We start from the raw sequence: 14521 nt of genomic DNA, 5'->3' as shown, positions 1-14521 counted from the left end.
CGCTGGCGACCTACGAGTCGCCGCTGTGGCCGTCCGTCCGCCGCGGCGCCCGGCTGTCGACGATGGTCGAGGGCGGGATCAAGGCCACCCTGGTCGACGAGCGGATGTCCCGCTCGGTGCTGCTGGAGGCCGACGACGCCGAGGCGGCGCTCGCCGCCTGGCAGCACCTGTCCGCGCGCCGGGACGAGCTCGCCGCGGTCGTGGCGACGAGCAGCCGGTTCGCCCGGCTGATCGACCTGCACGTGCAGATCGCCGCGAACCTGCTCTTCGTGCGGTTCGAGCTCACCACCGGCGACGCCTCCGGCCACAACATGGTGACCAACGCAGCCGACAAGCTGATGGACCACGTGCTGGCGACGGTCCCGGGCGTCCGGTACGGGTCGATCTCCGGCAACTTCTGCTCGGACAAGAAGGCGACCGCGGTCAACGGCATCCTCGGCCGCGGCAAGAACGTCGTCACCGAGATCGTGCTCCCCCGCCGGCACGTCGAGCGGTTCCTGCACACCACGCCCGAGGCGGTCGTGCAGCTCAACATCCGCAAGAACCTGATCGGCACGATGCTGGCGGGCGGCCTGCGGTCGGCGAACGCGCACTACGCGAACATGCTGCTGGCGTTCTACCTGGCCACCGGCCAGGACGCGGCCAACATCGTCGAGGGCTCGCAGGGCCTGACGCACGCCGAGGTCCGCGACGGCGACCTCTACTTCTCCTGCACGCTGCCGAACCTGATCGTCGGCACCGTCGGCAACGGCAAGGGGCTCGGGTTCGTCGAGGAGAACCTGGTCCGGCTCGGCTGCCGCGAGGAGCGCGAGCCCGGCGACAACGCCCGCCGGCTCGCGGTGCTCTGCGCGGCGACGGTGCTGTGCGGCGAGCTGTCGCTCCTGGCGGCGCAGACCAACCCGGGCGAGCTCATGGCCGCGCACCTCACGCTCGAGCGGGGCGCGCCGGCGAAGGGCTGAGCCGCCCGTGATCGTGACCACGTTCACGAACGGGATGAATCCGGGCGCCGTCGGCGTTCCGTGAGGAGCAGGTGAAGAGTCCCGACGCTCGCTGGTCGGTGCTCGCACGCGGGGCTACAGTCGTCCGGGCCCAGCGTGACCGCCGACGACGGCGGGCCGCACCGCCGGGCCCGTCGCGACGCGGGTCACCCCCGCGGACGACGCCCAGCCGGAGAGGATCCCACCCCGACATGCAGCTCGGCATCGACGACCTGGCCTTCGCGACCGCGGGCCGGTACCTCGACCTGGCGAACCTGGCGCCCGTGCACGGCGTCGAGCCGGCGAAGTACACGGTGGGCCTCGGCCAGGACCGGATGAGCGTGTGCGCCCCCGACGAGGACGTCGTGACGCTCGCCGCCGCGGCCGCGCTGCCGCTCGTGGAGGACCTGCCCGAGGACGAGCGGGCCGCGATCCGCACCGTCCTGCTCGCGACCGAGAGCGGCATCGACCAGTCGAAGTCGGCCGGCGTCTACGTGCACCGGCTGCTCGGCCTCAACCCGGCCGCGCGCGTCGTGGAGCTCAAGCAGGCCTGCTACTCCGGCACCTCCGCGCTGCAGATGGCGCTGGCGCTCGTCGCCCGGAACCCGGAGCAGAAGGTGCTGGTGATCTGCTCCGACGTGGCCCGGTACGACGTCGGGTCCTCCGGCGAGCCGACCCAGGGCTGCGGCGCCGTCGCGATGCTGGTCACCGCGAACCCGCGCCTGGTGGCGATCGAGCCGGTGTCCGGCCTGCACACCACCGACATCATGGACTTCTGGCGGCCCAACTACCGGACGACCGCGGTCGTCGACGGCCGGCTGTCGCTGCGCGCGTACACCGACTCCCTCACCGGCGCCTGGCAGGACTTCCGCGCCCAGGGCGGCGCCGAGTTCGGCGAGATCGACGCGTTCGTCTACCACCAGCCGTTCACCAAGATGGCCGTCAAGGCGCACGCGCACCTGACCCGCCTGGCGGGCGCCCCGCGCGACGCCGAGGTGATGGACGCGCAGATCGCCGACACCCTCCGGTACAACCGCGAGATCGGGAACTCCTACACCGCGTCGATGTACATCGGCCTGGCGTCGCTGCTCGACCACGCGGCCGACGACCTGGGCGGCTCCCGCATCGGGTTCTTCTCCTACGGCTCCGGCGCGGTCGGCGAGTTCTTCACCGGCGTCGTCCAGCCCGGCTACCGCGCGCACCTGCGTGCCGCCGCGCACCGCCGGCTGCTCGACGAGCGCGACGAGGTGTCGCACGCCGAGTACCTGCGGATCGTCGCGCCGGTGAACCCGGTCGACGGCGGCGACCACGACGTCGAGCACCTGACCCGCGGCCCGTTCCGGCTCGCGGCCATCACCGGGCACCAGCGGCTGTACGAGCGCACCGAGGCCGCGGCGACCGCAGTCGCCTGACCGCGCCGCGGCGGCGCCGCCCCGCGCGGGGCGGCGCCGCCGGCTACTGGTACGTCACCAGGTCCGGCACCGGCTGCACCGCGTAGGTCTGCGCCGGGTCCAGCATCGGCGTGTCCTCGTCGTAGAAGTTCTTCCAGCCCCAGTGCACGTCCGGCGCGCCCTGGTGCAGCGCCGTCCAGGTGCCGGCCTTGGCGGGCTGGGAGCCCTGGCCGTCGGCGTGGATGATCATCGCCAGCTCGTCGTGACCGGTGTGCAGCCGCTCGCGGTCGGTGATCATCCGCAGCGAGAACTGGTGCAGCAGGAACATCTTCTGCGGCAGCTGCCGGTCGCGGGTGAAGGTCGCCAGCCAGTCGGCGGTGGCGTTGACCTCGTCGATGCCCACCGAGCCGATCTGCCGCAGGTGCACCTGGTCGGGCGCGAGCCGCCACTCCGGGTCGAGCGCGAGGCCGACGTGCGGGTACGCCAGCAGCTCGGCGTACTGCTGCGCCTGGGTCAGGAAGTCGGTGCGGCCGGGCTGCAGGTCGATGACGACGGCCTGCCCCGCGGCCTGGGCCGCCTCGACCAGCGGGCGCAGCTCGTCGACCGAGCGCGGGCGCGAGTAGGAGCCGTCCGCCTCGGGCCCGGACGACGCGATGGTCGCGATGATCTCGAGCGTCGGCACCACGGTGTCGGCGGTGAGCCCCCGGTACGGCTCGGCGGTCTGCGCGGCGCGGGCGATGGTCGCCGGCACGTCCTGCTCCCCCAGCACGCCGAGCGCCGGGGTGCCGGGCGTGCCGTACAGCGCGACGTACCGCTTGCCGTCGACGCCGGGCGCCGACGCCGGGTCCGGGAACACCAGCTGGCCGCCGCCGGGCAGCTCGACGCCGGTCGAGGCGCTGGCGACGCGCGGGCCGAGCCGGGCGGCGTCGCCGAACGACGAGCCGACCGCGACGACCGTCGCGACGCCGGTCAGCGCCTGCACGGCGGCGGAGGTGGCGCGCGGGTCCGCGCCGGGGACGTCGACCACGGGCAGGCCGGCGGCCCGGGCCGTGGCGGCGGCGACCGCGGTGCCCGCGGGGGCGGCGTGCGTGTCGACCAGGAGCGCGGCGGCGTCGGGCGCGGCCGGGGGCTCGATGGTGGTGGTGGGCAGGCCGAGCACGTCGGGCCGCCCCGGGGTCGACGCGTCACCCGCGGCGCGGGTCGCCTCCCCGGACGCGGTGGCGGACGTGCCCCGGGCGTCGCGCGACGGCAGCGCGGTCGGGCGTCCCGCCGCTGTCGCGGCCGGCGGCGTGCTCGGTGCCCCGCTCGGCGAGGCGCCGGCGTCGTCCCCGTCCTGCGCGACCGCGGCCCCGGGTCCCACCAGCAGCGCCGGCTCCGGGCCGGCCAGCCCCGCGACGGCCGCGACGAGCCCGGCGGCGTCGACCTGCCGCTCCTCCCCCACGGCCAGCCCCAGGTCCGCGAGCGCCGGCGCCGCGGCGTCGACCCCGTACGTCCGCAGCCCGTCCGGCAGGTCCGCGGTCAGCGCCGCCCGCCCGTCCGGGTCGTCGTCGACGACGACCACGTCGGTGGTGCCGAGGCGCTCGAGCTCGTCGGCGACGCCGGCGCCCGCGACCAGCACCGGCGAGCCGAGCGCGACGGCCGCGGTCGCCGCGGGCGCCACGACGGCGGGGTCCTCGTCCGCGACCAGCACCGCGACGGGGGCCTCGGCGAACAGCGCGGCGCTCACGGCGAGGGCGGTGCCGGCGGCGGTGCCGTCGGGCACGACCGTCGTCGGCGCGTCCGGCAGCGTCACGGCGGACCGCAGCGTCACGGCGGACGGCGTCGGGTCCGGGGTGGCCCCGTCGTCCGCCCCGCCGGTGCAGGCGGCCAGCAGGCCGAGGGCCGCGGCGAGGGCGGTGGCGGCGCGGAGCGGGCGGCCCGCGCGGGACGGGAGCGGTCGGGTCGGACGGGTCGGGCGGGCGGCTGCGGCAGGCACGGCTCTCCGGGGGCGGGGACACGGGGACCCCGCCACTGTAGGCACCGCCGCCGACGCCCGGCGAGGCCGGGACCACGCAGCGGCCGGCCGGGGCGGCGGGGGCGCGCCCGGTCGGGGATGATCGGGGCATGACCCCCGAGCCCACGCAGCAGGAGTTCAGCACCGCCGGCGCGTACGTCACCAGCGGCGAGGAGTTCGTCCGCGACCAGAGCTACATCACCACGCGGATCACCGCCGACGGCCGGGACGGCTACCCGGTCGAGGCCGGGCGGTACCGGCTCGTGGTGTCGCGGGCGTGCCCGTGGGCGAACCGCGCGATCATCGTCCGCCGGCTCCTGGGCCTCGAGGACGCGATCTCCCTGGGCGTGTGCGGGCCGACGCACGACGCGCGCTCGTGGACGTTCGACCTCGACCCGGGCGGCGTCGACCCCGTGCTCGGCATCCCGCGCATCCAGGACGCGTACTTCCGGCGGTTCCCGGACTACCCGAAGGGCATCACGGTCCCGGCGATCGTCGACGTCCCGACCGGGGCGGTGGTCACGAACGACTACGCGCAGCTGACGCTCGACCTGTCGACCGAGTGGACGGCCCACCACCGCGCGGGCGCGCCCGACCTGTACCCCGAGCACCTGCGGGACGAGATCGACCAGGTGGCCCGCGCGGTGTTCACCGACGTCAACAACGGCGTGTACCGGTGCGGGTTCGCCGGCTCGCAGGCGGCCTACGAGCGCGCGTACCGGCGGCTGTTCTCGCGCCTCGACTGGCTGTCCGAGCGGCTGTCGACCCAGCGCTACCTGGTCGGCGACACGATCACCGAGGCGGACGTCCGGCTGTTCACCACGCTGGTCCGGTTCGACGCGGTCTACCACGGGCACTTCAAGTGCAACCGCTCGAAGCTGACCGAGATGCCGGTGCTCTGGGCGTACGCGCGGGACCTGTTCCAGACCCCGGGGTTCGGCGACACCATCGACTTCGACCACATCAAGCGGCACTACTACGTCGTCCACGAGGACATCAACCCGACGCAGATCGTCCCGGCCGGCCCGGACCTGCGCGGCTGGCTGACGCCGCACGGCCGCGAGGCCCTGGGCGGCCGCCCCTTCGGCGACGGCACCCCGCCCGGCCCGGTCCGCGAGGGCGAGCAGGTCGACCCCGCCCACACCGCGGAGGCGATGGCGGGCTGACGCCGCACGACCGCGAGGTCGTCACAACGCGGCGAGGTCGTCGGAAACGAGTGACGACCTCGCGCGGTTGTGACGACCTCGCGGGCGACCGGCGGCGGGCCGGTGCGCCCCCGCGCCGGTGACTACGCCGCGGCGGGCCGCACCCGCACCACGTTGCGCCACGGGTCGTCGAACGTGACCGTCGCGCCGTCGTCGCGCACCGGGACGCCGTGCGACGCCAGGCGCTCGCGCAGGGCGCCCACGTCGTCCGTCCCGGGCACCACCAGCGTGACCTCGCCCAGGCCCAGGCTGCTCGCCCGCGGGCCGGCCCCGGCCGAGTTCCAGGTGTTCATCGCCATGTGGTGGTGGTACCCGCCGGCCGACACGAACAGCGCGCCGTGCCACTCGGCCATCACGTCGAAGCCCAGCGCGTCGACGTAGAACGCCCGCGCCCCGGCGACGTCGCCGACCTGCAGGTGCACGTGCCCGACGACCGGCTTACCCGCGGGCGCCGCGAGCGCCGCGTCGGTGACGTGTCCCTGGATGAACGCGTTCGGGTCGAGCCGCAGCGAGTCCATCAGCACCCGCCCGTGCTCGTCGTAGCCCCACAGGTCACGCGACCGGTCCCAGTACAGCTCGACGCCGTTGCCCTCCGGGTCGGTGAGGTAGAACGCCTCGGACACGAGGTGGTCCGCGCTGCCCACGAAGGTCTGCGGCGCGCGGGCGGCCACCGACGCGAGCGTCGCGGCCAGCGCCTCCTGGGTGTCGAACAGGATCGCGGTGTGGAACAGGCCGGCCTGGCCGCGGCTGGTCGGCGGCAGGTCCGGCGTGTGCCGCAGCACCACGAGCGGCTGCGTCCCCCGCCCGAGCACGACGACGTCGGGGCGGCCGACGCCCTCGATCCGCTCGTCCGGGCGCTCGACGACCTGCAGGCCGAGCACGTCGCGGTAGTACCGCAGCTGCAGGTCGAGGTCGCCGACCAGCAGGGTCACGGGGCCCATGGCGGTGTCGGCGGCGAGGCGGTCGAGGGCGGGGCGCGGGTCGGCGGTGGTCATGCGGAGAACGATAGTTGAGGCTTCAACGGTTGTCGAGACACGCGTCGGCGTCCGGGCGCGCGCGAGCCGCACGGCCGCCCGCCCGCCGTGCCCTGGACCCGCGCCGTCAGCCCCGGCGCTGCAGGTCGTTGCGGCCGAAGTCGGTGAGGAACCGCGGGCCGCGCTCGCGCAGCTCCGCCTCGTAGTCCCCCGCCCACTCCCGGTACGGCACCCGGGCCAGGCCGTCGTTCGCGAACCGGGCGTCGTCGGTGACCTCGGACTCGCAGAACGCCGGGATCTGCAGGTCGGTCACGGGTCCGGCGCGCTCGCACTCGGCGACGACCAGCGGCGCGTTCGGCCCGCCGAACACGTCCACCACCCAGCCGTCGGCGCCGAGCCACACGGAGTACCGGTTCTTCACGATCCGGTGCCCGCCGCGGCGGATCATCTCGGTGCCGACCACGACGTCGATCTCCCGCTCCGCCTCGTACCGGGTGCCGACGTTCATCGGGCCCTTGAGCGTGACCGCGCAGAACTCGAACCGGTCGCCGACCTCGTCCAGCACGTCCAGCGGGTCGGCGTCGGGGCCCAGCGGCAGCCGCAGCCCGGACGCCTGCACCCGGAGCCGCAGCGCGTAGCCGTCCTGCGCGAGGAAGTAGGACTGCACGATGAGCACCGGGTCGGGCTCGGACAGCAGCTCCATCGGCGGCGTCCGCACGAAGAACCGGCGCTCGAACTCGAAGTCGCCGTACCCGGTGTCGCTCACCACGCCCTCCTCGCGCCGGTCCGGTGCGGCGGGGGCCCCGCCGCTGGTCCGCTGCGGGTCACGGTACGCGACGGGTGCGCCCGGGCGGCGGACGTCGGGCCGCCCGGCGTCGGGCCGCCCGGCGTCAGGCCGCGGCGCCCAGGTCCATCCCGAGCGTCCGGCCCCACGCGTGCGCCTCGACCTGCCGGAACCCGACCCGGCCGTAGAACGCGATCGCCCCGGCGTTCTGCTCCGCCACCCCGAGGTGCAGCCCGGGCACGCCGCGCTCGCGCAGCGCCCCGGCCAGCGTCTCGATCAGCGTGCGGCCGAGCCCCCGGCCCTGGGCGCGCGGCAGCAGGTCGATGTGCAGGTGCGCCGGGTACCGGTCGGTCACCGCGGTGTCGTACCGCGCGCCGTCGTGCACGGTGCCGAGCAGCTCGTGGTCCCGGTAGCCGGCGACCTCGGGGCGGCGCGGGTACCGCTCGCGCAGCGCAGGCCACCACGCCTCCTCCTGCCAGCGCGCGAACGCCTGGGAGTCCGCGGTGCCGACCACGTAGCCGGCGACGCCGTCGTCGTCGGTCACCACCCAGGTCAGCGTCGGGTCGGCCACCGGGTACGGCCCGGCGTACACGTGCCCGAGCAGGTCGGGGTCCCGGTACACGGGCGTGGCGTCAGTCCCCGCGTCGCCCGTCAGCAGGCACACGCGGTACATCCCCGGCAGGTCGCACGTCGCGAAGGGTCTCACCCGCATGGCCAGCGACCCTACCGGCGGGGTCCGACGCGGCGGGAGACCCCGCGCGCGGGGGCCGGTCCCGGACCAGCAGCACCCCGCCCAGCACCAGCACGCCCCCGACGACCTGCGCCGCCCCGAGCGCGTACCCGGTGGCCGCGCTGATCAGCACCGTGAACACCGTGATGAGGTTCAGGTACGCCCCGGCCTCCGCGGGCGGCACGCGGCGCAGCGCCAGGTTCCACAGCAGGTACGACCCGACCGACGGCAGCACGGCGATCACGACCAGCGCCACCGTGGCGTCCCGGCTCGACGGCCAGTGCACGTGCCCCGTCGCCGCGAACGGGGCCATGACGACGGCGGCGATCGCGGCCTGCGCCGCGGTGGACGCGATCGGCGGGACCCCCGCCAGCCCGCGCCCGCCGATCGTGTACACGCTCCACACGACGATCGCCCCGACCATGAGCACGTCGCCGACGTTGAGCTCGAGCGAGGTCAGCGCCGCGAGCCGGCCGCCGGTGAGCACCACCAGGACCCCGAGCAGGCCGACGAGCATCCCGGCGACGGCCCGCCCGGACGGCGCCCGGCGCGCCACCGCGGCGCCGAGCAGCGCGATCAGCGCGGGGTTGAGGGCGTTCACCAGCGAGGCGTTCACGGACGAGGTGTGCTGCAGGGCGGTGTAGACGAACAGCGCGTACCCGACCATGCCGAGCAGCGCGAGGACGACCTGCCGCGGCCAGGTCCGGAGCACCGCGCGCCAGTCCGGCCGCTCCACGACCTGCGCGATCACCGCGAGCGGAACGGCCGCGAGCGCCCAGCGCAGGGCGGTGAGGCTCACGGGGCTCATCTCCCGCACGGCGACCGCGCCCAGCACGTAATTGCCGGCCCAGAACAGCGCGGCCCCGACGAGGGCGGCGACGGGTCCGGTCCGGGCGGGCAGGGGCACCCGCGGAGGATACGCGGCTCACCCGCCCCGGATGTCATCCCGGGGCGGCCCCGTGCCGACACCCTCCGCATGGGCAGGTCCGACGCGCGGACGCCCCGGCTCTACGCGACCCGGGGCCACCTGGCCTGCGCCCTGGGCCTGATGGCGGTGCTGGTGCTCGGCGGCGGGCTGTTCCCGCTGAGCCCGGAGTCGCCCGTCGGGCTGTGGTTCGCCGCCGCGGGGCTGTTCGGGGCGCTGGCGGCCGGCGTGCTCGTGCTGCCCGCCCGGCGCTGGACGATGCCGGGCGCGCTGGCGGTGGGCCTGCTCGGCGCCGGCGTGCTGCTCGCGTCCTGCCGGACCGCCGAGGGGCTGGTCGTGCTGTCGATCGGCGTGATGACCGCGGCGCAGTACGCCGCGTACGCTTTCCGGACCCGGGTCGCCGCGCTGCTCGTCGCGGAGGCGATCGGGGCCGTGACCGCCGGCATGGTGCTCGCACCCGCGCCGTTCCACGCGCTGACCTGGCTGGTCGTCGTCATCATGACGGTCGCGAGCACGTCGCTCCTCGGCCACGTGACGCACTGGCTCCGCCGGCACGCGACCACCGACGACCTGACGGGCGCGCTGACCCGGGCCGCCGTGCTCGAGCGCCTGGCGACCCGGCTGGACGAGGCCCGGCGGACGGGCGCGCCGCTCGCCGTGGTGTCGGCCGACGTCGACGACTTCAAGGCCGTGAACGACACCCGCGGCCACCTCGCGGGCGACGACGTGCTGGTCGAGCTCGTGGCCTCCTGGCGCGACCCGGCGGCGGGCCGCGCGGTGGTCGGCCGGGTGGGCGGCGACGAGTTCGTGGTCGTGCTGCCGGGCCGCGACGCCGCGGCGGCGCGGCGCTGGGTCGCCGACGCGCGCACCCGCTGCGGCACGCCGTGGAGCGCCGGGATCGCCGACGCCCGGCCCGACGACAGCGTGCGCGACCTGCTCGCCCGTGCCGACGTGGCGCTGTACGGGGCCAAGCGGGATCGCCGCGCGGGGCGGCTGCCCGCGGCGCCGGCGCCGGGCGCGGACCCCGGCGCGCACCCGGGTCCGCACCCCGACCCGCTCCCCCACCAGGGCCGCTGACCTTCCGCCGCCCGGCCCGCCGGTCGCATACTGCACCGGGGGGAGCGACCGCCCGAGGCACCGACCGAGCGGAGCGCGCGCATGGGGGCCGGACCGGGCACGCCCGAGGTGACCGTCGTCGTCTGCACCCGCGACGGCGCGGCGCGGCTGCGCGCCACCCTCGACCACCTCGGGGCGGCCCTCGACGAGGCCGGGCGCGCCGACCTGCCGGCGGAGATCGTGGTCGTCGACAACGGCTCGACCGACGCGACCCCCGCCGTGCTCGCCGACGCCGCGCGGCGGGACCCGCGGCTGCGGGTGGTCGCCGAGCCGCGCCCCGGCATCGCCCGGGCGCGCAACGCCGGCGTCGCGGCGGCGGCCGCGCCGGTCGTGCTGTTCACCGACGACGACGTGCACGTGCCGCCGCACTGGGTCCGCCGGATGGCCGAGCCGCTGCGCCGCGGGGAGGCCGACCTGGTCGGCGGGGGCGTCGCCCTCGCCCCGCACCTGCGCCGCCCCTGGCTCAGCCCCGCGCTCGCGTCCGCCTACTTCGCCGTCGTCCCCGAGCCCCCCGCCGTCGGCCGGGAGTTCGCCGCGGCGAGCATCGGCACCACCCGGGCGGTGCTGGACGCCGTGCCGTTCGACGAGTCGCTGGGCACCGCCCGGTACCCCGGCGCCGAGGACACCGTGTTCCGGCTCGACGTGCTGGCCGCGGGCTTCCGGCAGGCCGCCGTCGCCGGCGCGACCGTGGAGCACCACCCCGAGCCCGGGCGGCTCGACCCGGCCCGGCTCGCGCGGCAGGCCACCGGGCGCGGGCGGGGCGAGGCGTACCTCGCGCACCACCTGCTCGGGAAGCGGCCCGCCGCGGCGGAGTCGGCGGCGAAGCTCGTGGCGACGTGGGGGCTGCTGACGGGGCGGCGGCTGCGCGGGGCGCTCGCGGGCGCGGCGCGCGCGGCCGGCGGGGGCGGTGCGGCCGGTGCGGCCGGCGCGCGGGCCGCCGTCGACGAGGAGGCGCTCCGCCTGCGCCGCCGGGTCGCGTTCCACCGGGAGCTGCTGGCCCTGCGCCGGACGACCCGCCGGCGGGCCCCGTCCTGATCGCCGCCCGCTCCTCGCGCGGTCACCCGATCGAGGCGGTGCCCGCGCGAGAACCGGGTGGGGACCCGGAACCGCCCGGTGTCAGGCGGCGAAGCGGGTCGGGCCCTCCGGCGCCAGGGCGGACGCGACCCGCGCCACCATCTCGTCCGCCATCGCCGGCATCGCGTCCACCGGGAACCACCGCGCGTCGGTGTTCTCCCCGTCGCCGGGGCCGGGCTCGCCCGACACCCAGCGGAACCGGAACGTGAGGTCGAGGTACTGCGACCGGTCGCCGTTGGCGTACTGCATGGGCGGCAGGGTGTGCACCCACGTCAGCCGCTCGGCGACGGCCACCACCTCGGCCTCCTCGAGCACCTCGCGGGCGCCCGCGACCGCCGGCTCCTCCCCCGGGTCGATGATCCCGGTGACCGGCGTCCAGGCCCCGTCGTCCGCCCGGCGGACCAGCAGCACCTCCTCGCGGCCGTCGGCCCCGGGCCGCACCACGACGGCGCTCACCCCCGGCAGCCAGAGCAGGTCGTGCCCGATGCGGGCGCGCAGGTCGAGGACGAAGTCGGGGGTCGGCACGCCCCCGATGCTAGGCGGTCCGGGGCCGCCACCCGGGTGGTCGTGCCGGTCTCGCCGGGCGCGCCCGCCCGACCCGGTGCTAGCGTCCGGCGCCGATGGTCACCACCCTGCGCGCCGCCCTGTCCCTGGTCATGCTGGCCGGCTTCTACGTCGTCGCCGTCGGCCTGGCGGTCCTCCTCGGCTGGCTGAGCGTGCTGGCGTTCAGCACCGACCACGTCCGGGGCGCGGGCTACCTCGCGATCTTCGCGCTCGTGCTCGCCTTCGGGATCGTCTCCGCGCTGTGGAAGGTCGCCCGCGCGAAGGCCGCCCCGCTGCACGGCGTCGAGGTGCCGCCGCGGTCCGCCCCCGAGCTGTGGACCGTCGTGCGCGAGCTCGCCGCCGCGGCGCACACCCGCGCGCCCGACGAGATCCGCCTGGTGCCCGAGGTGAACGCGGCCGTGTCCGAGGAGGCCCGGCTGCTCGGCCTCGTCGGCGGCCGGCGCCGGATGTACCTCGGGGTGCCGCTGATGCAGGGGCTCGACGTCGCGATGCTGCGCTCCGTGCTCGCCCACGAGCTCGGCCACTACTCGCGGAACCACACCCGGCTGGGCCCGCTCGCCTACCGCGGGCGCGCCGTCGTCATGGCGACCGTGCAGGCCACCGCGGGCTCGGTCGTCGGCTGGCTGCTCATGGGCTACGCCTGGCTGTACATGCTGGTGTCCGCCGCGGTCAGCCGCCGCCAGGAGCTCGAGGCCGACGAGATCAGCGTCGCCGTGGCGGGCCGCGCGGTCGCCCAGCAGGCCCTGCGCGAGGTCGAGGTCGTCTCGGCGGCCTGGGCGCACTACACCGGGGTGTACGTCGCGCCGGCCTTCGAGGTCGGCCTGGCCCCCGCCGCGCCGGCGTTCTTCGGCGGCTTCGACGCGCTGCTCGGTGCCCGCGCGGACGAGCTCGCCGACCTGCGCCGCCGGGACCCCGACGCCACGCAGTCCCGGTGGGACAGCCACCCGTCGCACGCCGCCCGCGTCGCCGCGATGGACCGCATGCCCGACGCCCACCGGGCCCGGGACACCCGGCGCGCCACCCTGCTGGTCCCGGGCTTCCCCGACGCGGCCGCGATGGTCGCCGAGGGCGCGCTGCGGTTCGAGGGCCGGACGCGGCTCGACTGGCCCGCGCTCGGCACCGCGGCCACCACGCGGAACCGGCAGCGCCTCGCCGACGGGGTGTACCGCGCGGCGGCGCGGCTCGCGGGGCTGCCGCGGGCGACGCTCGCGACCGTGCTGGGGCTCGTGGCGCAGGGGCGCGGGCCGGAGCTGGCGCTGGAGCTGGGCCTGGCGCCCGCCCCCGCGCCGGCGGGTCCCGCAGCCCAGGACCCGGGCGGGCGACCCCTCGCCCCGAGCGCCGCGGGGGACGGTGCGGGCACCGGTGCCGACGCGGAGCACGACGCCAGCACGCTCGTCGACGCGCTCCAGGTCGTCGTGTGCTCCGCGGCCGTCCAGGCCGGCATCGCCCGCTGGGAGCAGCCCTGGGTCGGCGGCCCGCGGCTCGTCGACGCGGCCGGCGAGCCGATCGACCCGCAGCCGCTCGCCGTCCTCGCCGCCGACCCGCGCACGGTCGCGGACGCGCGGCGCCACCTGGTCGCCCTCCGGGTCGACGCCGACCGGGCCGGCCAGGAGTCCGCGCAGGCCGACGCCCTCGGGGCGTCCCTGCTGGCCGGCGTCGCGTCGGTGTCGGTCGACGGCGCCCGGCACGACGTCCTCGTGCTCGACGAGGGCCTGGTCCTCGTCCCCGCGCCGCGGCGGGGGTCGGGCCGCAAGCGGCTCGTCGCGCTCGTCGAGGGCGCGTCCGTCGGCGAGCTCGCCGCGCGGTACCGCTACCTGCCGTTCGAGGAGGTCGCGACGGCGAAGGTCCGCGGCAAGGTCCCGCTGCGCGCGACGCTCGTGCTCAAGCGGGGCGGCACCGTGCGGCTGAAGGGCCGGTACGGCGCGGACAAGCTCGCGGACAACTCCGAGGCCGTGCTCGCCACGATGGTCCTGAGCCTGCGCCGCACCGCCGCGAGGACCCCCGCCCGCGCCTGACCCCCGCGCCGTCGCCCGACCTGCGCGCGCGCCCGCCCGCGCCGAGATAGGACCGTCCCGCCGAGATAGGACCGTCGACCGCCCTATCTCGGCGCGCAGGTCCTATCTCGGCGACCGTGACCCCCGCGCTCCGCGCGGCTCAGCCCCGCGGCACCTCGTCGCGCCAGGAGTGCTGCGGCTCGAACCCGAGCAGCGCCCGCGCCCCGTCGATCGCCAGCAGCGTCTCGTGCGTCCCGAGCTCCTTGCGCACCGGGACGCCGGGGAACTCCGCGGCCAGCAGGTCGGCGGACGGGGTGTCCATGATCGTGTCGGCCGCCGCGATGATGACGTTCTGCGAGCCGGTCGTCTCCACCTCGAGCGCCAGCCGGAACGCCGTCGCCGCGTCCCGCGCGTCGATGTAGCCCCAGAGGTTCCACCGGCGCGCCGCCGGGTCGTCCTGGAACGACGGCACCGCCGCGTACGCCTCCTGCGGGAACACGTTCGACAGCCGCAGCCCGACGAACGGGATGCCCGACCACGCGGACACCTGGGCGGCGAGGTCCTCGCTCAGCACCTTCGAGAGCGCGTACGGCGTGGTCGGGTGCGGGAAGTGCGCCTCGTCGACCGGCGCGTACCGGGGCGGCACGTCGAACGGCAGGCCGAGCGTCGTCTCGCTGGACGCCCACGCGACCTTGCGGAGCCCGAGCCGTTGGGCGGCCAGGAAGACGTTGGCGTTCGCGGCCATGTTGCGGTTGAAGGTGTCGGGCGGGGACTCCATGCCGGGCTGCGGGATG

General features: G+C 76.6%; 13 protein-coding genes. 6 read left to right on the top strand and 7 right to left on the bottom strand.

Annotated features, from left to right (window positions below; all coding sequences use genetic code 11):
* On the top strand, nucleotides 1–959 hold a 959-nt coding region (locus VER05_RS05090; RefSeq protein ID WP_324844311.1), incomplete at its 5' end, for a hydroxymethylglutaryl-CoA reductase.
* A 230-nt stretch (nucleotides 960–1189) separates the two neighbouring features.
* Nucleotides 1190–2389: a hydroxymethylglutaryl-CoA synthase gene (locus VER05_RS05085; RefSeq protein WP_324844310.1), complete on the top strand. Its 1200-nt coding sequence runs from the start codon at nucleotides 1190–1192 to the stop codon at nucleotides 2387–2389.
* A 43-nt stretch (nucleotides 2390–2432) separates the two neighbouring features.
* Here VER05_RS05085 and VER05_RS05080 read toward each other — a convergent pair whose 3' ends face one another.
* A complete protein-coding gene (locus VER05_RS05080; RefSeq protein WP_324844309.1) occupies nucleotides 2433–4343 on the bottom strand; it encodes a hypothetical protein in 1911 nt (636 codons plus the stop codon).
* A gap of 128 nt (nucleotides 4344–4471) precedes the next feature.
* Here VER05_RS05080 and VER05_RS05075 point away from each other — a divergent pair, with 128 nt between their 5' ends.
* Entirely contained in the window at nucleotides 4472–5527 is a 1056-nt protein-coding gene (locus tag VER05_RS05075) for a glutathione S-transferase family protein (protein ID WP_324844308.1), read from the top strand.
* A 122-nt stretch (nucleotides 5528–5649) separates the two neighbouring features.
* On the opposite strand, the gene VER05_RS05070 is transcribed toward VER05_RS05075, so the two are convergent.
* From VER05_RS05070 to VER05_RS05055, 4 genes are all read right to left on the bottom strand, one after another.
* Nucleotides 5650–6561 (bottom strand): VOC family protein, encoded by a 912-nt coding sequence (locus VER05_RS05070; protein WP_324844307.1) that lies wholly within the window; start codon nucleotides 6559–6561, stop codon nucleotides 5650–5652.
* Nucleotides 6562–6667: 106 nt separating this feature from the next.
* A complete protein-coding gene (locus VER05_RS05065) occupies nucleotides 6668–7306 on the bottom strand; it encodes a hypothetical protein (RefSeq protein ID WP_324844306.1) in 639 nt (212 codons plus the stop codon).
* A 124-nt stretch (nucleotides 7307–7430) separates the two neighbouring features.
* Nucleotides 7431–7997 (bottom strand): GNAT family N-acetyltransferase, encoded by a 567-nt coding sequence (locus VER05_RS05060; protein ID WP_324844312.1) that lies wholly within the window; start codon nucleotides 7995–7997, stop codon nucleotides 7431–7433.
* Nucleotides 7957–8961, bottom strand: a complete 1005-nt coding sequence (locus VER05_RS05055; RefSeq protein ID WP_324844305.1) for a DMT family transporter — start codon at nucleotides 8959–8961, stop codon at nucleotides 7957–7959. The genes VER05_RS05060 and VER05_RS05055 overlap by 41 nt, the downstream gene beginning before the upstream one ends.
* Before the next feature lie 69 nt (nucleotides 8962–9030).
* On the opposite strand from VER05_RS05055, the gene VER05_RS05050 reads away from it, so the two are divergent.
* Nucleotides 9031–10056 (top strand): GGDEF domain-containing protein, encoded by a 1026-nt coding sequence (locus VER05_RS05050; RefSeq protein ID WP_324844304.1) that lies wholly within the window; start codon nucleotides 9031–9033, stop codon nucleotides 10054–10056.
* An 81-nt stretch (nucleotides 10057–10137) separates the two neighbouring features.
* Nucleotides 10138–11130, top strand: coding sequence for a glycosyltransferase family 2 protein (locus VER05_RS05045; protein ID WP_324844303.1), 993 nt, complete (start codon nucleotides 10138–10140; stop codon nucleotides 11128–11130).
* Nucleotides 11131–11211: 81 nt separating this feature from the next.
* On the opposite strand, the gene VER05_RS05040 is transcribed toward VER05_RS05045, so the two are convergent.
* Nucleotides 11212–11694: an NUDIX hydrolase gene (locus tag VER05_RS05040; protein ID WP_324844302.1), complete on the bottom strand. Its 483-nt coding sequence runs from the start codon at nucleotides 11692–11694 to the stop codon at nucleotides 11212–11214.
* A 95-nt stretch (nucleotides 11695–11789) separates the two neighbouring features.
* Between VER05_RS05040 and VER05_RS05035 the strand changes: the two genes are divergently transcribed.
* On the top strand, nucleotides 11790–13748 hold the full coding sequence (locus VER05_RS05035; protein WP_324844301.1) for a M48 family metallopeptidase: 1959 nt from the start codon (nucleotides 11790–11792) through the stop codon (nucleotides 13746–13748).
* 139 nt (nucleotides 13749–13887) lie between these two features.
* On the opposite strand, the gene VER05_RS05030 is transcribed toward VER05_RS05035, so the two are convergent.
* On the bottom strand, nucleotides 13888–14521 hold a 634-nt coding region (locus VER05_RS05030), incomplete at its 5' end, for an NAD(P)-dependent oxidoreductase (RefSeq protein WP_324844300.1).

This window comes from Cellulomonas sp. (assembly GCF_035634735.1).
GTDB lineage: Bacteria > Actinomycetota > Actinomycetes > Actinomycetales > Cellulomonadaceae > Cellulomonas.
This window is presented reverse-complemented; position numbering and strand designations above follow the sequence as displayed.